Source organism: Vibrio sp. SG41-7, from assembly GCF_014164465.1.
In the GTDB taxonomy this organism is placed as follows: Bacteria; Pseudomonadota; Gammaproteobacteria; order Enterobacterales; family Vibrionaceae; genus Vibrio; species Vibrio splendidus.
This window is the reverse complement of record NZ_JACJFF010000028.1, coordinates 21511-42732: the sequence shown is the minus strand read 5'-3', so window position 1 is coordinate 42732 and position 21222 is coordinate 21511. Positions and strand designations below refer to the sequence as shown.

Below are 21222 nucleotides of genomic sequence, written 5' to 3'. Positions count from 1 at the left end.
ACATGTATCCATTAACTAAGTTTAAAGTGGCTCCTATTACTCTTGCCTTCTTGCTGACAGGTTGTGCGGTTGGCCCTGATTACGATGAACCACAAACGACCATGGCTGAGACCTTCTTATATAGCCAAGGTGACGTGAACCAAGACGGAGTGAGCCAAAACGAACATCACAATCATTGGTGGACACAGTTCAATGACCCGACGCTCAATCAGTTAGTGGCCGATGTTCAAAACCAGAACATCCCACTTAAACTGGCCGCCGAGCGAATCAACATGGCGAACTCATATAAGAGCGTTGTGGAGTCATTCAAAGTTCCGACCATCAATGTCGGTGGCGGTTATTACAACTACCAATTGAGCGAGAACGACTCCCTACTCGGCCCGGTATTTGGCGCTTCTGATGCGGTTGAATCGGCCACAGGTATGTCGTTGCTTGAAGCACAACACGATGGCGGGTTCTTAGGCGCAAGCATCGCGTGGGAAATGGACTTGTTTGGGCGTATCGATAAACAATCCAACGCGGCGACAATTCGAGTGGAACAAGCTGAGATCTTTCAATCGGGTTTGAACACCTTGATCACCGCCGATGTTATTCACAACTACCTGCAATATCGTGGCGCTCAAGAGCGAAAAGCGATCGCACTAGAGAACATTGCCGACCAAAAGCAGACTTTAGAATTGGTCACCAAAGTGGTTCGAAGCGGCTACGGCTCTGAGTTAGATCTTGCTCAAGCCAAAGCCATGCTTGCCGCAACTGAATCCATTGTTCCTCAACTTGAAATCGCAGAGCAAGTACATAAACAACGTATGGCAGTGTTGTTAGGTGAATCACTTACGAACGTGAACCAACGTTTAGCGGGTGAATTTACCTTGCCGCGAATGAACGATGTGATTCCGACAGGCTTACCTTCTGACTTGTTAGAACAACGCCCAGACATCCGAATAGCAGAGCGTGAAATGGCTGCCATTAATGAAGAACTCGGCGCAAGCATTGCCAATCGCTATCCAAAGTTCTTCCTAACGGGCACGCCAGGTGTGACGGCAGGAAGCTTTGATGACCTATTCAGTAGCGACTCGTTCGGTTGGGCGGCCTCTGCAGGCATCAGTTGGAATGTATTCGATGGTGGCCGAGGCGAAGCCATGGTGGAAATGAACGAAGCAAGGTTCCGTTCTGCAGCGCTTAACTACCAACACTCGGTAGACAGCGCCTTTGCAGAAGTCGATTCAAGCTTGTTTGCCTATGGCCGTAGCCAAGAGAACCAAAAGCGCATCGATGAAGCCACCCTCGCCGTCGATAATGCAGTGAGCAAAGCAAAGTCACTCTATAAAGCAGGCCTAGTCGATTACTTGTCGGTGTTAGACGCACAAAGACAACAAAAAGCGATGCAAGATCGTCAAGTAGCCGCCAAGCTTCAAACCGCCAACACGACGATTGCAGTGTATAAAGCGTTAGGTGGCGATTGGAAAGTCGCCAATGAAACACTGAGTGTCGAATTAGCCCACGTTAACTAGGCTCTTTGTTCTCTGCTGAATGATGTTATAAGCGCAATAAAAAATACCGCCGTTGATTACGGCGGTATTTTTGTTACTGAAAGTCGCTGTAGCAATTGTGCACTTATGTTTAACGGATACGTACCTTTCCAATTGGGTTTAAACGACTAAATCGGTATTTAGGGTAATAGATCCAAAACAGTTCTTCGTTCTTAGAGTCTTGAGCTATCAATAACTCAACCTCGCCAGAGTTAATAACAATACGTACTTTACTTTTTGACAAAGGTTTCGTTCTATTCATCGTTACGTAGTTACTACTTCTCAAAGAATCTAACAATTTAGATTCTTCAAACTCCTCATGAGCCTCCACAACGAAACTCGACACGCTCAGCTCTTCAGCTAGGATCTTTCGGATTTGATACTTCTGAGAGAGAAACAGAACGATACTTATTGCTGCGACTCCACTTAATAGAATCAACGCTTTTATATTTTTACGCCAGACCCCAACAAAAAGTGCTAAAAGTAAGCTTACAATAAAAACTAAGGAGGTAACCGTAAACCAAATATCTAAATAATCGCCCATAATTACCCTATTCACCTCAACCTAGTTTAAGTACCCCTGATCATGTCTTCCATGACGAAAGTGAACTATTTTCGCGACAATCTGTGACTAGGAATTAGACGCTTCGTTGCTGTCTGTATCTACGGTTTTGATCAGAGGACCAGCACACTCGACAAAATCACCGATATCGAAAGTATCTGGCGCATCGGCTCCGCCCGTCACACCAAAACTGCCTTTGACCGTTGGATCCTTCTCAGTCTTATCTACGTCTAAAATGATCTCTACTTTATACGTGTGACCATCAGGAAGGAGTTTGGCACACTCTTCCAGTGTTGAAGCGCTAGCACTCATGCTGAAACCGCATAAACACACCGTAAGTACACTACTTTTCATTTTCAACATCATAAAACCTCTCGAAGACTATAGAAACATCATACCAATAATCGACTCATCTTCACGGGAATTGCCATAAAACGTCTAAAAAACATAACGTTGGTTATCTATGAACGCTATTTGGGCGCTTCTGACTCTGTAAAATTGGTTTTAAAAGTGAAGGCATACGGCGTATCACCGATTTCTCTGAGGTGTTCAAGTCGCTCTATCGCTTCTTCGAGTGTGGGAATATGGTCTTCTTCGATCCACCAAAGAACATAAGTATCTTCAGGTAAACGATGAAACCAATCCCCCTTTCGGCGCATGAAATCACGGTGATGTGTGCGGAACATGAAGTTCTTTAACGAATCCACAGAGTCCCACACCGACATGTTCACGATCATATTAGGATCCTCGAAAGCTTGGATGTTGGTGGCGTCCCCAGATTCATCTTTCAGACGCCAAACAAACCCTTCACTGCTTTCTGCGATTCCATTAACCAACTCTAAGTTATCGACAAACTCTTTGATTTCTGGCGCATCTAACGGGTATTTCGCCAGAGCGATATTTAACTGAGCTAATTTCATAATGTTTCTTCCTTGATAAATTATGAGTAATAAGCGACGTTTTGTTAGGCGTTCTTACTCAAGTAAACCCTAACAAATCCAAACTCTTCGTCGGTTTCTTCCCTATCAATCGACCAACCATTTTTCAGATAAAACTGAATCGCTTGCTCATTACCTTTGAATGTTTCAAGACGATAATGTTCATGGCCCAATGTGCTCATCTCATTCTCAACATGCTTGAGAAGAGTCGCGCCAAAGCCTGAACGTTGAATGCTCGGGGAAACCATTAAGATATGTACGAAGTCATTTTCAAACGCACAATAACCTTGAATCTGATTATTTGATTCAAGCACGACACAATTTGAGAGTTGTTTCTCAACTTCTTTATCAGACTCGCCACTGTTGATGAACCAATCCACGCCCTCGTCGCCTAAAAACGAACGGTAACACGCATTGATTGTGTCTCTCGCTAGCTCTTGGATTGACGCCAAATCAGATGCTTGGGCTTTTCTAATATTTTCCATATAACCTTTTTTGTTCTCGCGAATAACGCTTCACTCAATAGTGAGCAACGCGACTACTTTACCTAAAAGTTTGTGCTGTAAACACTAAAGTTGAATCAAACTGGTATTTTAAGCATTGGGGATGAATGTAAAACGCAGATATGACTTGAGTTAGGGATTAGAAATTAAGAACTGAGAGCTCAGAGTTAAGAATTAAGAGTTAAGACGAGAAAGCTTATATTGATAGAAAACCACGGGACTTTCATCAGAGGCTTGCTCAACAAAACCTAGCTTCTTAAGTAAGTTTGCAGAGGCTATGTTTGAACGATCGACGCCGCCAATCAGTGTTAACCATGACTCCGTTTTAGCGACTTCTGTGATGAAACTCTTCAGTAACTCACTAGCTAAACCCTTGCCCCAGAACTCTTCTGCAAGCAAATAGCCAATATGAGCATCACTTTGCACTTCCACATAAGCGAACAGAAAACCAATCAATTGATTATCGTTGGATTTCACTTGAAGTAAGCGGCTCTCCGACAACATTCGGTCGAGCCAAATTTCAGCCAGCTCACCTGACACAATACCGTGAAAGTATGGTGGAAGGTTTTCAACTACTGACGGGGTTAGAATTCCAGGTACTCGCTCAAGTAGAGCCGAACGTTCAGGAACAGTAAGTTCACCTGCAACTTCTTCTACTTTTAGTCTTTGAGTTTCAAACGAGATCGCCATGTGTTGTGCCTACTTCGATAAAAATGTGGATTATACACCTGAGTTCCCGTGTTGGCTTCGTTTCCAAACCAAAGCAAACTAAAGAGCAGCCACGCCTTCAACTTCAATCACAGAGTTAACATTAGCGCGTTCGATTATCTTGAGTAACGTTGTTTGGATCAGCTCATTATCTCGGATTTCAGTTTCACAAGAAAAACGTTCTTCTTGGACACCATCGCCCTCACCCAGCATAAATTGAACCGCGACTTCCGTTGCGAGATCTTTGGTCGTACCGTAGTACGCTAACGTGATTTTTGGGTATCCGTGGTCACCTTTTTTAACTTGCTTTGCGATACGTTTCTTGGCTTTATCTAAATTCATACAACTTCCTTTTAAGTCTGAAATACAAGGTGACTAGAACACCTTTTTAAACGGTAAGCAATACAATCAGCGTTGGTTATAGAGATTCCCTAGCCTCTTGATACTAATCAAGATGGTACAGTCTTAGCGCTTTAAAGAGTGATAGCTAGAACACAGATAACCAGTTTAAAAAATATAATGACAGCGCGTAAGAGTTACGCGCCAAGAAGCGGTAGATGTTTTCGTTGTTGATAAGTTAAGGCTAACTCTAAGCACTGCTTAATTGGTGCCTTGGGAAGTGGTTCAGTTAGGTTCAAGACGATTGCCCGATTACCTTGAAATGCCAATGTGCCATCGTGCAATTCTCTGAATGTGTCGACTAGCTTTGTTTGACAGTTAAAGAACAAGTAATACTTGTTTGGTGATTTTAATTTCCAGTCGATTCGAATTGGGCTACCCGTCTTAACGCTGTAACTCGGTTCGCCCCATTTCAGAGACTCTTCGACTTCACCTAAATCCAAATCAGAGCAAAGCTCAAAGATTAACGAACGCAACTCGTCAAGCCTAGCTCGAACATCATCGGGATACTCGTCGAAATGTGTTTTGATTGCTTTGTCCATTCAACCTCCGATTCACTTGTTGCGATATTAAAGTGTACTCACTTAAAGCATAGAACCTTAAACATTAGCCCAACTCAAAACAAAAAATGCCAAGCCTAATAAATCATTTTTCGGTTATCTGTTCGTTAGCGGTTTTCAAAGCTAGCTTTAAACCGTCTGTATCCTTACAACCAATGTAAACATGCTTTCCATTGGTTAGGCTTAACTTCAATGCTGAACCTATCGATGCATTATACAACCAGCCATCGCTCAGCATTCGGATGCCAATACCTTGATACCACTTGCTTTGATAGAACGATGCATCGGTAATGTCTGACACTTCTACATTCTTACGCCAAACACCAAAGCCGAAATACCAGCTTAGTACATTGTCTTTGACCTCAATGGTCATGGAGAAAAAGAGCAAAGCAATTAAGCCATTGATGGCATGAGCGACTAATGTCCCGGGGTTATTATCAGAGGTAACGACAATGAAAGCACTTATCGCAACAAGGATGAGCAGCAATCCCTTGTTGAATTCCTTACTATAAAACACAGCGACAACTCCTATAGACAACGAACAACCCACTAACTAGCCAACAGCTATCTTACTGCAGCCTTTCTAAATAATCGTAGCAAGTAATGCAGGCATACTCCCACAACCAAACCAAGTAGCATCGCCTTGATACTGCCAATCCAAAGTATCAAACCAGAATAACCTTGTCCCGGACCTAAGCCTTGTTTATTAATCACATCGATAAACATAAAACCGTTCCACAGCACATGTAGTGAGGCTGTAAATCCATGCACACAAATTGCGACGGTTCCAAGTAACTTGTACTTGCTAATGACTGGTGCGCCACAAAAAATGACAACAAGCGCAAAGGTAAAAATCAGAGGGCCAGACAGTACTAAAGTGAGTGTGATTACTTCAACGTGGCTCTCTATGCCATAACTGTATGTACAAAATACCATTGTCATTGAAAACAAAAGCGAAATGAGTGCGAACCATAGCGTTCTATTCATTGGGGTTCCCTGCCTTATAGTGGGTTTAGGACAAATTCGATAATCGACAGGAAGAACTAATTACCAAAAATACGGCATGAGAAATGCCCTTGTTACACGACTATTCGATGGACAACTCAGACTTTCATAAACCCAATGTAACGGAAGACTTAGAACACAAGCTAGATAATAAAAATACCACTCACCTTCGCGCCTGACTACATACCTTTTTGAGCTTGCTGTTGAACCCAAATAACATTTTCATTTGAAGTGGGAACCTCAAACCAAGACCAAAACAGATCTAACATTTCAGGTGTCATTTCATAAGACTGACCATTAAGTTCCGAGTTGCGGCTAAATGCTCTCTGCTTGCAAGTCTCAAACGGGACATCAAGGTAGTGAACTTCGCTGTCCACGCCTAGGTTTGATGCCCAGCTTGTAAAAGAATCCCGATCAGACTCACGCCAAAAACCAAAGTCAAAAATCACCGGAACACCCAAAGAAAAGAGCTGCATTGCAGAGTCCTTGAATAAACCTTGAAGCGCAGCCAGCCGGCTATCAAAAACTTCACGCTCCATATGTTCGCCATACAAAGGAATCATCCACTCATCAATCGAGAAACGAAAGGCGCCATGCTTTTCTTCAAGCGCTTTCGAGTAAGTCGTCTTACCCGAACCGATAAAGCCACATACGAAATAGATTTTAGTCATGATGTCCCTTTAGTCTGCTTGTTACGCATGATTCTTTCTTTTAGAAGTGTACCAATACTGCTCACTACAAACGTAAAAGCAAACGCCACCATTGGCCGATAGAAATCAAACACACCATCCGTCATAAAAAAGTACTGATGAATGGCAACACCAAAACCAACACCTAATGCCAACTTCAGATTCTTGAAAATTCCTTGTCTCATGTTCATTCCCTCGTAGAAAGCAACACTATGTATAGGTGTGAGTGACGCTACGACCAGATCTTAAATCATTGCGACATAAACACTGAAATTGAAGTAAGCCGAAAATAACGCCGTTGAGCATCCGTTTTCAGTGCTATGTCAGGCTAATTTTTCCTGACGTTCTTGAGTGCATGTTTGACCTTGTCGTAAATAAAACTAAGAACTGCACCGACAAAGACAAATAAACCAAGGTCAATCAGAGCAAGCTTAAGACTGAACGGATCTGAAAACAGGTTATAGGTGAATCCCATTTGCAAACCAATAAATTTAGCTAAAAAAACTGTAGGTATGATCAGAAGTATATTCACGTATTACCTGAAAAATTGACTAAAAGTAGAGTTCTAAAGCACATACTACTTTTGCTCATTTCTCGGGCAAGGAAATAGGTCTCGATTTACCCTGAAATGGGGATGCAATATGAATTTCAACACGATGAGTGGTGCGCCCTGTTCAGGTGGAAGTGACTCAATGCCGAAGCAGATCTATACCTCTTAGATAACTAATACAAAGGCATAGTATAAATGCCACGTATTGAAAACCCATCTTGAACAGTTTGTTATAACACTACTCTGACGGCTTCGCTTTCTCTCCAAGGTGCTGGGTAAACCTTAGTAAATAACCATCTAGATCTTGTATTAGAAACTCTCGTTCACCTGATAGCTTTTCACCAATGTCATACCATGTTTCTTTTAAATCACGGAAAAAACGTACGTTAGCTTTCTTCAGTCTTTCAACTAGCGGCTCTAAATCTGAAAGCTCTATTTGAAAGTTTACTCCACGTCCTAATGGAGTAACTAACTCACCAGTATTCCACCCTGAATCCGTGATTTGTTCGAGCATGATCTGAACCTGTTCTTGTTCAAGGTATACAAAGTCAGGGTTTTCTCGCTTAATACGCACAGAGAAGCCAAGCACATCGACGTAAAATGATAACGACGCTTCAAAATTACTAACTGATAATTCGGGAACCATCGGGTTCCAGTATTCTTCCATAATCTATCCTTGCTATATGCTGTAATACTGCTTGTGGTATAACGCCCAAATAACAGGCTAAGTAATAGTTGGCTAAAATTGTGTAGCGAAGCGTAGCCAACTGTTACGTGTCCTTGTTTATTTTCTTGTTATGTGTTGTTTAAGCGTACAAGCCATTAAGCCCGTTTAAATTAAGAAACGCTGATGGTTGCCCGCTTCTATTCTCGCCGTTTGAGTTTAAACGCCTTGTACTATGAGCCAAAATACAAGCTGATTTAGCTCTAGTTATTCCAACATAGTGTAAGTTCAAATCCTGCTCCCAGCTTGGGTATGAGTACTCGCTAAAATCACCTGTATATTCTCGAAATGGAAAAACCCAATCGTAAAGATCTAAATGAATCACAACCTCAAATTCAAGACCTTTAGACTTGTGGAGAGTCATTACTTGCACTTCATTAGTATTGCTAGGCGTATATTGCTTAATTGCCTCTTCGTTAGAAAGCACTTCTTCTAATGTTAAGAGTTCTCTTTCAGAACCAACTGTTCCTGTGAGAGAAAGACTAATATTTTGAATTGCAGAGCTGAGTTCACCAACATTTTTTCCTCGTAAACCTTTAATATTAGCTCTCACTAAAGCTAAGTTACTTCTTCCAAGCACATCCTCATTTTTTGTAAGCTCAGAAATGTCAGCGAGTAGAAAACTAGAATCAAAATGATACTTTAAAAGGTCTATATACAGATTAGTGTTTTTTGAATTCATTAAACTTAATGCATCATCACTATATACTCTAAATGGTATTGAAAGGTTATTAGTCAAATAACCTAAGCTCCTATTATTCCTAACTAAAACTGCAACTTCTGCCAAGTTAGAAATATTTAGCACCTCTACCACCCTTGGTATAAAAGTATTCAATTGCGTTGCTAATTCTGATTGAGTTCCATCAAAAACTCTACGATAAACTCGTATTTCATCACTATCTAATAGCTCACATTCACTTGAAAATAGCCTATTAGCATAGTTTGTAATAGAAGGGTGACACCGATGATTTATATCAACAATATGATGTTCAAATACATCACGCTGTTGAACTAAGTCATTAATATAATCAGGACTACTTCCTCTCCAAGCATATATAGATTGTTGAACATCACCCACAGCCGTAGCTCTAAGCCCTGCATGTAATAAAGCAAGGAAAAGTTGGTGTTGTGGTTCAGAGGAGTCTTGGTATTCATCGACATATAGTGAAGCATACCTTGAAGTGATATAACGCTTACAAGCAAGTGAATTGTTTATAATATGATTGGCTATAACTCCTATTGCTTCCAATAATACAAATCCATTTTGGTAATGTCTTTCAAATTCACTATGGTATAACTGATACTCAGAAGTACTGAATACAGTATCAGCATTACTTAGATCTGGTATCGACTCTTTGTAACACTCCTCAATATCATCATATGTTTTACATTCAATATCATAGGCAGTACGGCCAAATATACGATTAGCAAATGGAAAGATAATTTCACTTAAACAGAAATGATCAATAGTTCCAAAGAAACTAGATTTAATATCAAAAGCATTTTTCTCGCATTTCTTTTTCAATTCCTTACTAGCTTTTACAGTAAATGTAATACCTATTACACCTTGAAAATTGTTCAATAAAGGTATTTCTTTACGTATTTTTTCAACAATAACTGTAGTTTTACCACTACCAGGGCAAGCAGTAATAACCATATTTTGTTCTGAATTAATCGCAGCTAGTTGATCATCAGTAAGATTAAATGAATCACTCATCCTGCACCTCTGGAATAATGACATGACTTAAACAGTCTAATAATGGTTTAGCTAATTCACCTTGCCTAATATTTTGTAATTGGTCTTTATGTGCAGTTAAGAATTCCCTCATCCTGATTGCTTTTTTAGCAGCCAGATATTTTACAGCTTCCGGAAGGGTATTTTTACCAGAAAACTCTAAAATCTGTTCTGGTAGCTCTAGAGCAAGATCTTGTTCTAAATCTATCTTCGATAAATACATGTTATTTGTATTTATAATATTTGAAATTCTTTGCCAAGTCCCATCGTCAACTAATGACTGTGAAGTCGTAACCATTGGAGCATGTGGCAACTTTGTTTCATCAGCCAATGAAAGGCACCGATTAATACCTGCTAGATTTCTTTTTTCTACATTTTGCACTGTTATTTTTGATACATCATTATCTGTTCTTAATACCCAAGGTATTTCCATTGCATTTAATACATTGACATAAACTTCAAACTGAACGCCATCTACAGTAAGTATTGATATATTAAAAAAATCTAGATCTATATCTAATGCTTTTGCTAACTCAGTATAAAATAACTTCTCTGATGGTCCTTCAACTAGCAATACAACTCTTGAAAAAAATGCCTCAGCTGGGAGTATACTCATGCGGTAACCTAGGTTATCCCATGCTTCACTTATACAACTTGAACACCCTTCGCTAGCCGCGTAACTTCTCGAATTTCTATTGATAATGTGCGCTATTGAATCAGGACTATATTGCGCTGTTATTTGCGGAGAATGCGTAGTAATTATTGTTTGGCCAGATAATTCATTAATTAAGTAATTTGCTAATTTTCTTTGTTGGTGTGGGTGTAAGTGGGCTTCAGGTTCTTCTATACAATAAAACACAACTTCATGATCAGGATTAAATTCTCTCTGACTTTTTGCCTTCCAAAGTGCTAATAGTATTTGGTTATTTCTACCATCTCCTCCCAACAACATTTTTGAGCCATTTGTTGAAGCACTCAGTTGCAAATTATCTATAAATTGTTGAACTTTAATTGCACCAGAATCTAAGTGAATTTCGTAATCTGAAAAAGTATGTGCGATTTTCTGCAACTCTTCATTTACTAGAGCTGTTGAGTCTTTAACATAGTTTAATTTCCTTACTCTTTCATTTACAACATTTAAGCTTTTTCCTATCTTTGTTAATTGTAATTTATCTGCATCGCTATTTTCGTCAGTCAATTCGGCTTGAGAAATTCTTAATAAATGTTTTTTTTCGGTTTCAATGAATTTCTGGAGATTACGCTGTGCATTTACATACCGTAAATTAATGTAACGCAAGTAAAACCTACTGCTTACTTCCTCAAGGTCGTCAATAGTAGAGCCAACGAATAGCTTATAATCTAAATTAGAACGTTGTGCCACAAGTCTAAAAATAGTTCGGCAATCATCACTAATATGACCCTTTAATATTGAAAGAACCGCATCTTCATTGATATCGCAAAACTGCACTGTGATCGAAAATTCATCAGCTTGCTCTCCATCAGGTGAGATATGAAAATCTGTCTCTGAGGGCTCAATATCACGTTCAGACAAAGATTTGTCTAACAGTAACCTTAAACCAAAAACTAGATTTGTTTTACCTACATCGTTCGCTCCGATTATTAACGTACTAGAAGAAAAGTTAATTACAGCGTTTGAGTAGTTTCGATAGTTAAAAATACTAACTTGTTCTATTTTCATTAATTAATCGACCTTAATTTTTTAAGTCATCTGAGGATTAGACAGAATTTATTAGATGGCAAGACTGAACACATAACAGCTATTAGACCGAAAAATTCTGCATTTAAATACGGAGTTTTTCTATCTAGTTTCATATGCACAGCAATTTACCACGATTAATCACAGCATTTCAGTGACTTAAAACATAGATAGACTCATTGAATGGCAAGATACAGAATATTTCCGCATAATATGATTCTAGCGAACACCCTCTAAGACTGTGCATAAAGACAACACCCCTACACATACCCCAAACACAAAAAAGCCTGCCATCTATGCGAACATAAATGGCAGGCTTTATACGTTAATTAAACTTGTTAGTGGCTAGCTTACGCCGCTTCGAATGCGAGGGCCTTCTTCTCTACTTGGCGGAAGATCAGCGTTAGTATGCCGTTTACTGCTAAGTAGAATGCGCCAGCAATGCCGAACACAGTGAGTGTGTCGTAGGTTTGGCCGTTAATACGCTGAGCGTAGCCCATCAAATCCATGATGGTAATGGTGCTTGCCAGTGACGTGCCTTTGAAGACTAGAATCACTTCGTTCGAGTAAGCTGGAACGGCGCGGCGTAAAGCGTATGGCAGTAACACTTTAAGCGTTGCTACTTTGTCCATGCCAAGTGCACGACATGCTTCCCACTGCCCTGCTGGAATCGCGTTGAATGCGCCTCTGAACAGTAGCGTGCTGTATGCCGCGGTGTTCAATGCTAATGCTAACATTGCACAGAACCAAGGTTGGCTTAACCAAGTCCACATGAAGCTTTCACGAATCCAATCGAACTGACCCGGGCCGTAATACACCAAGAAGATTTGAACCAACAATGGTGTGCCGGTGAACAACGTAATGATGCCACGTGTTAACCAGTGAATCGCCGGTATTCTTAGGATTAGCGTTACCGTCATCAGCAATGACAAGATGCAACCAACAAGTAATGAAGCGCCTGTGAGTTGCAGGCTGGTCGCTAAGCCCTCAAGCATTTGAGAGAGGTATTGTTGATTCATGCCATTGCCCCTTTGTTACCCAAACCTTGAATAGAGAACTTACGATCAATCACTTTTACCAATCTTTGTGTGATTAAAGTGATGACCAAGTAGATTGCTGCTGCTGTCGCGTACCAAGTAAATGCTTCGTGCGTTGCCGCTGATGTTAGTTGTGCTTGTTTCAACAAATCCGTTACGCCAATCAGCGATACTAATGCAGTGTCTTTTAGTAACACTAACCATTGGTTGGTTAACCCTGGTAGCGCGTGTCTTACCGCTTGAGGTAAAACTATACGAAAGAATGAACGTGATTGAGAGATACCAAGCGCGCTTGCTGCTTCTCTCTGCCCTTTGCTTACTGCTTTCAAAGCACCACGGATGGTTTGTGAAGCGTAAGAAGCAAAGATAAGTGACAGTGCAACAACACCAGATAAGAACGGGCTCACTTCTATGAAGTCGCCAGTGATCATGAACAGAACTTGTGTCGAACCAAAGTAGATAAACAGCACGACCAGAATTTCTGGTAAACCACGAACAATCGTCACAAATGCAGTCGTTGGCCATTTGATTGCAATACGACGAGACATCTCACCACTTGCAAACAAAACTGCTAGAACCAATCCAACCAATAGACTTACGAATGCAAGCTGAACAGTCATCCAGCTTGCTTCGACGAGCCCTAAAGAGTAACCCGTTAATTCCATAAATTACTTACCGAAATACTTGTTGAAGATCTTGTCGTATTCGCCGTTCGCTTTCACTGCTGCAAGTGCAACGTTAAGCTGGTCTACAAGTTCTTGGTTGCTCTTGTTTACTGCGATACCAAAGCCGTTACCGAAGTACTCTTGGTTTGTTACTTGGTCGCCAACGTACGTTAGGTTGTCTTCTTTCTTGAACCATTCTGCTACAACAGCTGTGTCACCGAATACAGAATCGATACGACCGTTTTTCATGTCGATGAATGCATCTTGGTAGCTTGAGTAAGGTACCGCTGTTACGCCAGTCATTTGCTCAAGCAGGAAGCTCTGGTGAGTAGAACCGTTTTGAACACCAACACGCTTACCTTCTAGTGCTGCTTGGTCTGCTACTTTGCCTTCGAAAGAGATGAATGCTGCAGAGTTGTCGTAATATGCGTTAGAGAAGTTCACCTGTTTAAGACGTGCTTCAGTGATGTCCATTGCTGAGATAGCTGCATCGTAACGTTTGAATTTAAGCGCAGGAATCAAGCTATCGAATGCTTGGTTGTGGAAAGTACATGTTGCTTTCAGCTCTTCACAAAGTGCGTTTGCTAAGTCTACGTCAAAACCTTGAATTTGGTTGTTCTCATCCATGTATTCGAATGGTGCGTACGTTGCTTCCATTGCGAATTTGATTTCTTCTTGAGCAGCTGCGTTAAAAGAAGCAAGGCCGATAAGTGAAGCTAGTAGAATCTTTTTCATTTTGTTACTCCGAATACTGTGTAATAGCGGCCTGTGGCCATTCTTATAATTTGATTGTTTTAATTGATGTTGTGTTTAGCTAAATCTAGTGAGTCAACTTTCTTTAAATACGTGACTTACTTAATGAGTCAAATACTCGGCAAACTCAGGTGTCTGCGGATTAACGAATGAATCACTGGTGCCGTGTTCAACGATGTACCCTTTCTCTAGGTACAGAACGTGGCTAGCAATCTTCTTCGCGAAGTCGACTTCGTGCGTCACGACCACTTGGGTAATGCCCGTTCCGCTCAATTCTTTAATAATGCTCACGACTTGGTTGGTGATCTCAGGATCAAGCGCCGCTGTTGGCTCATCAAACAACAACACATCCGGTTTCATCATCAGCGCACGTGCAATCGCAACACGCTGTTGTTGACCGCCAGACAGTTGAAGTGGCCAAGCGTCAGCTTTGTCGGCAAGTTGAAGTGTCTTTAGTACTTCTTGAGCTTGCTTGATCGCCTCTTGCTTATCCAAACCCGCAACTTTGGTTGGTGCTTCAATCAAGTTTTCCATCACCGTCATGTGTGGCCATAAGTTGTATTGCTGGAACACCATGCCGACTTTACGACGAAGTTTAAGCCCTTGCTTCTCTTGGATCTGACCAGCAAAGTCGAATTGCTCGTTAGCAATATCTAATTCGCCGTTGTCCGCGATTTCTAGCAGGTTCAAAACACGCAGTAGTGAACTCTTGCCAGCGCCGCTTGGGCCAAGCAATACCAAGGTTTCGCCACTCTCACAGTCGAAACTGATGTCATGAAGAACTTGGGTATCACCGTATGATTTGTTGATGCTCTTTACTTGAATACTCATGCCACAATACTGCATTAATTGTCATTTGTTGGTTATTCTATTCAATCCGAGGTTTTATGCAAGAAAAATGTATAAAAAGCTACTTTGTTGAATTTTTGTAACAAATATTGCACAAAAAACAGTCGCTATAACTGGTCTTACAACCAAAAATTGCAAGCCATTGATAAGGTTAGTATCGAGATAAAAAGCAAACGTTTTTCTATCAATTTATAAATCACAACTCGATTACTAGTTTATGAACGCACTCCCCTATTAACGCTAATTTACTTGCATAAAAATTAGGGTTAAACCCCCTACTTTCCTATCGAACTGACTGGATCAGAATGCTTAGTTTTCCTTTAATGTCGTTTCGAACTATGCACTTGGTGATGATCAAATATTGGAAATTGAGTTTCCTAGGGAGCGTCACGGAGCAATAAATGCTTTAATGGGTTCTATTCTCAACAACAAGTACTTCCCAGCGAACAACACGCAGTACAGGCAATAAGTCATAAGCAACAAGCCATCTATTTTTAAAGCGACAACACATTAAGGCAGTCATATGCAAAACGATGTCTCTTCTACGCTCGACTCAACTCAGCGCTCTACTCAAAAAGCGCCAGAACCCAAACCTGAGAAAAAAAGCCTCAGTATTTTGTTTGAGCTGAGTAAATTCATTCAGCCTTATAAAGGTCGTGTTATTGCTGCGTTGATCGCGTTGATCTTCACGGCGAGCTTAACCCTTTCAGTCGGTCATGGTATTCGCCTTCTCATCGACCAAGGTTTTAGCCAACAATCACTCTCAGATTTAGGCAGCGCGATTCAATTCATCATGGTCGTGGTCGTATTGATCTCGATTGGTACTTTCTTCCGCTTCTATTTGGTTTCTTCTGTTGGGGAGCGCGTGAGTGCGGACATTCGCCTATCGGTTTTCAATCATGTCGTGACGCTGCATCCGAGTTACTTCGAGACCAATGGCAGTGGCGACATCATGTCGCGCATTACAACGGATACCACTCTGCTTCAAAGCATCATAGGTTCGTCGTTCTCCATGGCGATGCGCAGCGCGTTGATGTGTATTGGTGCAATCATCATGCTGTTTGCGACCAATATTAAGCTGACGTTGATTGTATTGGCCTCGGTGCCATTTATCTTGATTCCGATTCTTGTGTACGGGCGCCGTGTAAGAGCTTTATCTCGCCAAAGCCAAGACTCCATGTCTGATGTGGGTTCTTACGCAGGTGAAGCGATTGAGCACATTAAAACGGTGCAAAGCTACAGCCGAGAAGCGCAAGAGAAAGCGTCATTCGCGGTTGAAGTGGAAAAGGCTTATGAGATTGGTCGCCAGCGTGTAAAACAGCGTGCGATTCTTATCTCTGGTGTGATTGTTATCGTGTTCAGCGCAATATCAGGGATGCTGTGGGTTGGCGGCAGTGATGTCATCAACGGCACCATGTCAGCGGGTGACTTAGCGGCGTTTGTCTTCTATGCCATTATGGTTGCTTCGTCATTAGGTACCATTTCTGAAGTGATGGGGGAACTGCAACGCGCGGCAGGTGCGACCGAGCGATTAATCGAAATCCTACAAGTTGAAAGCCATATTGTTGCGCCAGTAGCGAACCCAACATCACTAGATAACGTGACACCAGAAGTCGCATTTGATGATGTGACCTTCTGTTATCCATCAAGACCGGATCAACCCGCAACAAGCAAACTCACGCTCACTGCCCATGAAGGTAAAGTATTGGCACTGGTTGGCCCATCTGGCGCAGGTAAAACCACCCTGTTCGAACTGCTGCAACGTTTCTACGACCCACAAGTGGGTAAAGTGACGTTAGGCGGTGTTGAACTTAATCAGTTTGATCCAAATGAGCTAAGAAAGCAGATGGCATTGGTTCCACAGCAACCTGCTCTGTTCAGTAACGATGTGTTCCATAACATTCGCTACGGCAACCCGCAGGCAACAGACGAGCAAGTTATCGAAGCGGCTAAGAAAGCACACGCACATGAGTTCATCCAAAACCTACCTGAAGGCTATCACAGCTTTCTTGGTGAACGCGGTGTAAGGCTTTCTGGCGGCCAGAGACAACGCATTGCCATCGCTCGTGCCATCTTAAAAGATCCAAACATTCTATTGTTGGACGAAGCAACCAGTGCGCTAGACAGCGAAAGTGAGCATCACGTACAACAAGCGTTAGAAGAGTTAATGCGTGGCAGAACGACGATCATTATCGCTCATCGTTTATCAACAATTAAACACGCCGACCAGATTGCGGTGCTCGATAAAGGCCAGCTAGTAGACATCGGCGACCACCAGTCTCTCATCAATAGCTGCGAATTGTACCAACGCTTAGTTGAACTGCAATTCAAACACCTTAGTGCGTAATCATTGAGTGGATGTGCGTAAGTCGTTTGTTTAGTGAGACGCTAATCAATAAGTAACGGAAAGTTAAGTCACTGACATTGTGTGGTTTCAAGCTTCAAAAACTTAAATCACACGTGTTGCAGTTTTGTTAATTTAGCGGTAGGGTTTTTATTCCAATAACAACTTATCCCGATGAAGGATAAGCCGATAATATTAATTACCCAGATAACATTAACTATACAGATAACAATAAGAGAGTTCGCATGGAAGCACTATTATCTGACTACCCGGTAGTAACAGAAATCCCTGTCGCTTGGGGAGAAATGGACGCACTCAATCACGTTAACAACGCGGTATATTTTCGCTATTTCGAAACCGCTCGCTTAGATTTCTTTAAGCACGTTGAGCTGATGGAAGAGATGGCGATTACCAAAGTTGGCCCTGTTCTTGGTGACACTTACTGTAAGTATTTCCGCCCAGTCACGTATCCAGATACCTTAATGATTGGCTCTCGTGTCACTGATATTCAAGATGACCGATTCACCATGGAATACGCGATTGTCAGTAAAAATCAGCAGAAACTGACGACCATAGGCACCGCGACTATCGTGATGTTTGATTTTTCTTCAAACCAAAAAGCCCTGCTCTCGCTACGCTTAACCAACGAAATTGAAAAGATGAACACGTTGAAAAGCCCATGCTTCAAACAAGAAGCCGTGACGGAATAACGTATTCGCTGATTCAAAATGCTCAGATACAAAAAGGCCACTCGATTGAGTGGCCTTTTGTTTATTGGTTCAGAGTACTTATAAGCGGCTATAAACGGTTATAAGCGGTTAATACTTATAGACCTTGAATGCTGAACGCTCTTTGCTTTAGAAGCTATAAGCCGTGCAGCCTATAAATCTATAGACCTACAAACCTTGAACCCTATAAACCTTGAACGTACTGAGCATTAGTTCGAACTTCAACCATCTGTTCTAGGTTCTGTTGTGAACCGTCAACACCGTTAATCAAACCTTGGAAATGTTTAATCAGCTCTACTTTGTCTTGTACTTCTTTCGAACCCGCGCCGATGTTGGTCAGGTCAATGAAGAACTCGTCGAACAGACCTGAGAAATCCGTTACAGCGTCATGGTTTAAGAACTGCTCATGGTTGTAAATGCTTGGGTAGCCACCCTTCTGTTTATCAACAGCGAAAGAGATGCCTTTCACGTTGGTAATCGTGGTCGCTTTCTCACACTTCAACATACAACCGGCTTCAATGCTTGGCTTGTTACAACCCACGGTTCTTTGGAAGAAACACTGGCGGCTGGTCATCATCAAGATTGGGTGGTAGATGCTGTAGAACAGTTTGAAGTTCTCTGGGCGACGAATATGACGAATCTGACCTTTGTTGATCTCGTTCGAAATGAAAGCACCAGCACAGTTCAGCTCTTCTTTCAGCGTAACCAGTGCGTGAGAGTTTGTGGTGTTCATGAATGGGCCTGCTACCCACTCAATACCCATCTCGTAAGCTTTGTAAGCAATACCCGTGTTGTTGGTCACGATGCGAGCTGGCTTGATCTCTTCAAGAATACGAACTGCTTCGTCGTAATCTTTGCCGATTAATACTGCAGGGAACCAAGGAATCAAACGTGGGTTTGCTGCCAAGATGTCGATGTACTTGTTACAACGCTTCTTGAAGCTTTCAGGCAGTTTGAAGTAAACATCCGCGTCAGTTACGTCACACAGGTGCAAGTCTTCCACATCAGCGATAAGCATCGACATGGTTGGCTTCTCGTTAACCTTTGGTTGCTGAGGCAGTGCCGGCACTTCAACGTGCTTAATCACTTTCACAGAACCGTTTAAGATGAAATCGATTTCGTCTTTTAAGACCGACACTTCTTTCAAAGGAAGAATCAGACCTTCATCTAAGTTGTCGTAGTTACAGTTTTCAAGCGTATGAACTGCACTCTTCACTGATTTGAAACGCTTCTCAAGTAACGCCTGAGTAATCGCAGTCTCTTTAGCTGTTGCCAATAATGATTGAGATTGAACCGTAAAGTTTTCTTTTGGTGTGTTCACTGTCACCGTAAATGGTTGACCCACCTTAGCGCTAAACGACAATGACACGGGTGTTTTACGAATATCAAGGAACTCGATCTTGTCGCGCATTTCGCTGCCTAGGGCATTTTTCGCTTCATAAAGATCGCTGGTCACTTCTTGGATTTGTACCACTGAGATTTCATTGTTCTCTTTCGTCGCTTTATCAACGGCGTAGTTCATGCTGTTGTCACGAGGATTATCAATGAACATGTCTTTCGTTAGGTTGCCCTTAAGGAAAGAGTTAGTGAAATCACGGTTGAATACTTTGTGCAGGTTTGAATCGTCTTCGATCAACAAACCACTTTCTACAAAGCTATCAATTTGTTTGCGCCACGTATCAACCACTGTGTATACGTAGTGTGCGCCTTTGATACGGCCTTCAACTTTCAATGAGTCGACTTTCGCGTCAACCAATTCAGGTAGGTCGTAGTACGCTGAATTATCTTTCAGGTTCAGTGGAAACTTGTTTCCTGCATCAGTGATTTCGTATTCATCACGACATGCTTGGCTACAACGACCACGGTTACCTGAGTTACCCACACTTACTGAGCTTGAGTAACATTGGCCAGAGAATGCGATACACAAAGCGCCATGTACAAACACTTCGGTTAGAACATCGTGATCGTGTGCCACTTCCGTCAGCATTTTGATTTCTGGCAGATTCAATTCACGAGACAAGTTAACGCGTGTTGCGCCAATTTTAGACAAGAACTTAATCTGGCCTTCGTTGTGTGTCGTTAACTGAGTCGATGCGTGAACATCTAACGATGGAAAATGCTTTTTCACCAAATCGAACAAACCAAGATCTTGGACGATGATGCCATCAAGCTTAGTGTTCACAAGCTGGTTCAACAGTTTAGTGATGCTCTTAATTTCATGCTCCAGCAGCACAACGTTAAGAGTCAGAAACACTTCACAACCGTATTCATGAGCAAGGCGAATCACACCATTCAACTCATCTAACGATAGGTTAGAGGCTCTGTTACGAGCGTTGAAGGTGTCTAAACCGCAATAAACCGCATTAGCACCTGCTACGATAGCTGCTTTAATCGCCTCTACATCGCCACCTGGGGCTAATAACTCAATCTTTCTGCTCATTTTTGAAGTCGCTCACTTACTTATAATTTTTAAGCCGCGTATTCTACCTACATCACGATCTCTTTACCACCTAACAACACTTTTCAAACTAAATGACCTCAATAATGCCAAACGAATTCGATTTACCTATCCTTTATTCTTTACGTCGCTGCCCTTACGCCATGCGCGGACGAATAGGCATCGCACTATCACAGCAAAAAGTGTTACTTCGAGAAATCGTTACCAAAGACAAGCCTAGTGAACTATTGGCCAGTTCGCCAAAAGGTACCGTTCCGGTATTGGTGTTGCCAAATGGACAAATCATTGAGCAAAGCTTGGATGTGATGAACTGGGCACTTCAGCAAAACGATCCTCAAGATCTTCTGCGTTCAAGTAATCCAACACTGAGCCAACAAGTCCACCAGCTCATAAAAACCAACGATAAAGATTTTATTGGCCTCTTAGAAAAGTACAGAGCGTCTGTTCGTTACCGAAACATCGATGTTGAACAACGTCGACAAGCCTGCGAAGCGTTCATTAGTCAGTTAGAAGCGCTACTCACCGATCAGCCCTACTTTTTCGGAGAAACCCCAAGCTTAGCCGACTTTGCCGTGATGCCTTTTGTCAGCCAGTTTGTGCGGGTCGAAAAGAAGTGGTTTGTGCAATCTGAATACCAAAACGTAGGACGTTGGTTAAGAGCGCACTTGGAAAGTAAGCTCTACACTCAAGTCATGAAGCAATACCCTTTGTGGAATGAAACCAAGCAAGATTGTATTTTTGGATGCCAGTAAGTCGCTATGAATTGCTG

Annotated in this window: 23 protein-coding genes; 4 read left to right on the top strand and 19 right to left on the bottom strand. The window is 41.9% G+C overall.

Annotated elements, in window-relative coordinates; translation table 11 throughout:
* Window positions 1-2: 2 nt before the first annotated feature.
* Window positions 3-1511 (top strand): efflux transporter outer membrane subunit, encoded by a 1509-nt coding sequence (locus H5300_RS10180; RefSeq protein WP_182795914.1) that lies wholly within the window; start codon window positions 3-5, stop codon window positions 1509-1511.
* Between the two features lie 109 nt (window positions 1512-1620).
* On the opposite strand, the gene H5300_RS10175 is transcribed toward H5300_RS10180, so the two are convergent.
* From H5300_RS10175 to artP, 18 genes are all read right to left on the bottom strand, one after another.
* Window positions 1621-2073 carry a hypothetical protein gene (locus H5300_RS10175; RefSeq protein ID WP_182795913.1) on the bottom strand — a complete coding sequence of 151 codons (453 nt, stop codon included), beginning with the start codon at window positions 2071-2073 and terminating at the stop codon, window positions 1621-1623.
* Between the two features lie 87 nt (window positions 2074-2160).
* Window positions 2161-2457, bottom strand: a complete 297-nt coding sequence (locus tag H5300_RS10170) for a hypothetical protein (RefSeq protein WP_182795912.1) — start codon at window positions 2455-2457, stop codon at window positions 2161-2163.
* Window positions 2458-2561: 104 nt separating this feature from the next.
* On the bottom strand, window positions 2562-3011 hold the full coding sequence (locus H5300_RS10165; RefSeq protein WP_017088441.1) for a DUF3291 domain-containing protein: 450 nt from the start codon (window positions 3009-3011) through the stop codon (window positions 2562-2564).
* Between the two features lie 44 nt (window positions 3012-3055).
* Window positions 3056-3514: a GNAT family N-acetyltransferase gene (locus H5300_RS10160; RefSeq protein ID WP_182795911.1), complete on the bottom strand. Its 459-nt coding sequence runs from the start codon at window positions 3512-3514 to the stop codon at window positions 3056-3058.
* A gap of 192 nt (window positions 3515-3706) precedes the next feature.
* On the bottom strand, window positions 3707-4222 hold the full coding sequence (locus tag H5300_RS10155; RefSeq protein ID WP_182795910.1) for a GNAT family N-acetyltransferase: 516 nt from the start codon (window positions 4220-4222) through the stop codon (window positions 3707-3709).
* Between the two features lie 78 nt (window positions 4223-4300).
* Window positions 4301-4582 (bottom strand): hypothetical protein, encoded by a 282-nt coding sequence (locus H5300_RS10150; protein WP_182795909.1) that lies wholly within the window; start codon window positions 4580-4582, stop codon window positions 4301-4303.
* A gap of 194 nt (window positions 4583-4776) precedes the next feature.
* On the bottom strand, window positions 4777-5181 hold the full coding sequence (locus tag H5300_RS10145) for a DUF1801 domain-containing protein (protein ID WP_182795908.1): 405 nt from the start codon (window positions 5179-5181) through the stop codon (window positions 4777-4779).
* A gap of 103 nt (window positions 5182-5284) precedes the next feature.
* A complete protein-coding gene (locus H5300_RS10140; RefSeq protein ID WP_182795907.1) occupies window positions 5285-5737 on the bottom strand; it encodes a hypothetical protein in 453 nt (150 codons plus the stop codon).
* 26 nt (window positions 5738-5763) lie between these two features.
* On the bottom strand, window positions 5764-6186 hold the full coding sequence (locus H5300_RS10135) for a hypothetical protein (protein WP_182795906.1): 423 nt from the start codon (window positions 6184-6186) through the stop codon (window positions 5764-5766).
* 197 nt (window positions 6187-6383) lie between these two features.
* The gene (locus H5300_RS10130) at window positions 6384-6875 is read right to left on the bottom strand and encodes an ATP-binding protein (RefSeq protein WP_182795905.1); all 492 of its coding nucleotides are present in this window, start codon (window positions 6873-6875) and stop codon (window positions 6384-6386) included.
* A complete protein-coding gene (locus H5300_RS10125; protein WP_182795904.1) occupies window positions 6872-7078 on the bottom strand; it encodes a hypothetical protein in 207 nt (68 codons plus the stop codon). The genes H5300_RS10130 and H5300_RS10125 overlap by 4 nt, the downstream gene beginning before the upstream one ends.
* 603 nt (window positions 7079-7681) lie before the next feature.
* The gene (locus tag H5300_RS10120; protein WP_182795903.1) at window positions 7682-8110 is read right to left on the bottom strand and encodes a VOC family protein; all 429 of its coding nucleotides are present in this window, start codon (window positions 8108-8110) and stop codon (window positions 7682-7684) included.
* A 139-nt stretch (window positions 8111-8249) separates the two neighbouring features.
* Complete coding sequence (locus H5300_RS10115) at window positions 8250-9884, bottom strand: UvrD-helicase domain-containing protein (protein WP_182795902.1); 1635 nt, start codon at window positions 9882-9884, stop codon at window positions 8250-8252.
* Window positions 9877-11601 carry an ATP-dependent endonuclease gene (locus H5300_RS10110; protein ID WP_182795901.1) on the bottom strand — a complete coding sequence of 575 codons (1725 nt, stop codon included), beginning with the start codon at window positions 11599-11601 and terminating at the stop codon, window positions 9877-9879. The genes H5300_RS10115 and H5300_RS10110 overlap by 8 nt, the downstream gene beginning before the upstream one ends.
* A 368-nt stretch (window positions 11602-11969) precedes the next feature.
* Window positions 11970-12638: an arginine ABC transporter permease ArtM gene (gene artM / locus H5300_RS10105; RefSeq protein WP_017087151.1), complete on the bottom strand. Its 669-nt coding sequence runs from the start codon at window positions 12636-12638 to the stop codon at window positions 11970-11972.
* Window positions 12635-13321 (bottom strand): arginine ABC transporter permease ArtQ, encoded by a 687-nt coding sequence (gene artQ / locus H5300_RS10100; RefSeq protein WP_182795900.1) that lies wholly within the window; start codon window positions 13319-13321, stop codon window positions 12635-12637. The genes artM and artQ overlap by 4 nt, the downstream gene beginning before the upstream one ends.
* A gap of 3 nt (window positions 13322-13324) precedes the next feature.
* Window positions 13325-14056, bottom strand: coding sequence for a lysine/arginine/ornithine ABC transporter substrate-binding protein (locus H5300_RS10095; protein ID WP_004733839.1), 732 nt, complete (start codon window positions 14054-14056; stop codon window positions 13325-13327).
* Between the two features lie 120 nt (window positions 14057-14176).
* The gene (gene artP, locus H5300_RS10090) at window positions 14177-14905 is read right to left on the bottom strand and encodes an arginine ABC transporter ATP-binding protein ArtP (RefSeq protein ID WP_004733840.1); all 729 of its coding nucleotides are present in this window, start codon (window positions 14903-14905) and stop codon (window positions 14177-14179) included.
* A 541-nt stretch (window positions 14906-15446) separates the two neighbouring features.
* Between artP and H5300_RS10085 the strand changes: the two genes are divergently transcribed.
* A complete protein-coding gene (locus H5300_RS10085) occupies window positions 15447-17270 on the top strand; it encodes an ABC transporter ATP-binding protein/permease (RefSeq protein ID WP_108117439.1) in 1824 nt (607 codons plus the stop codon).
* Between the two features lie 242 nt (window positions 17271-17512).
* The gene (locus tag H5300_RS10080; RefSeq protein WP_182795899.1) at window positions 17513-17977 is read left to right on the top strand and encodes a thioesterase family protein; all 465 of its coding nucleotides are present in this window, start codon (window positions 17513-17515) and stop codon (window positions 17975-17977) included.
* A 202-nt stretch (window positions 17978-18179) separates the two neighbouring features.
* On the opposite strand, the gene H5300_RS10075 is transcribed toward H5300_RS10080, so the two are convergent.
* Window positions 18180-20435: a peptidase U32 family protein gene (locus H5300_RS10075; protein ID WP_017083618.1), complete on the bottom strand. Its 2256-nt coding sequence runs from the start codon at window positions 20433-20435 to the stop codon at window positions 18180-18182.
* A 173-nt stretch (window positions 20436-20608) separates the two neighbouring features.
* On the opposite strand from H5300_RS10075, the gene H5300_RS10070 reads away from it, so the two are divergent.
* The gene (locus H5300_RS10070; protein WP_310736121.1) at window positions 20609-21205 is read left to right on the top strand and encodes a glutathione S-transferase; all 597 of its coding nucleotides are present in this window, start codon (window positions 20609-20611) and stop codon (window positions 21203-21205) included.
* The last annotated feature ends 17 nt before the right edge of the window (window positions 21206-21222 follow it).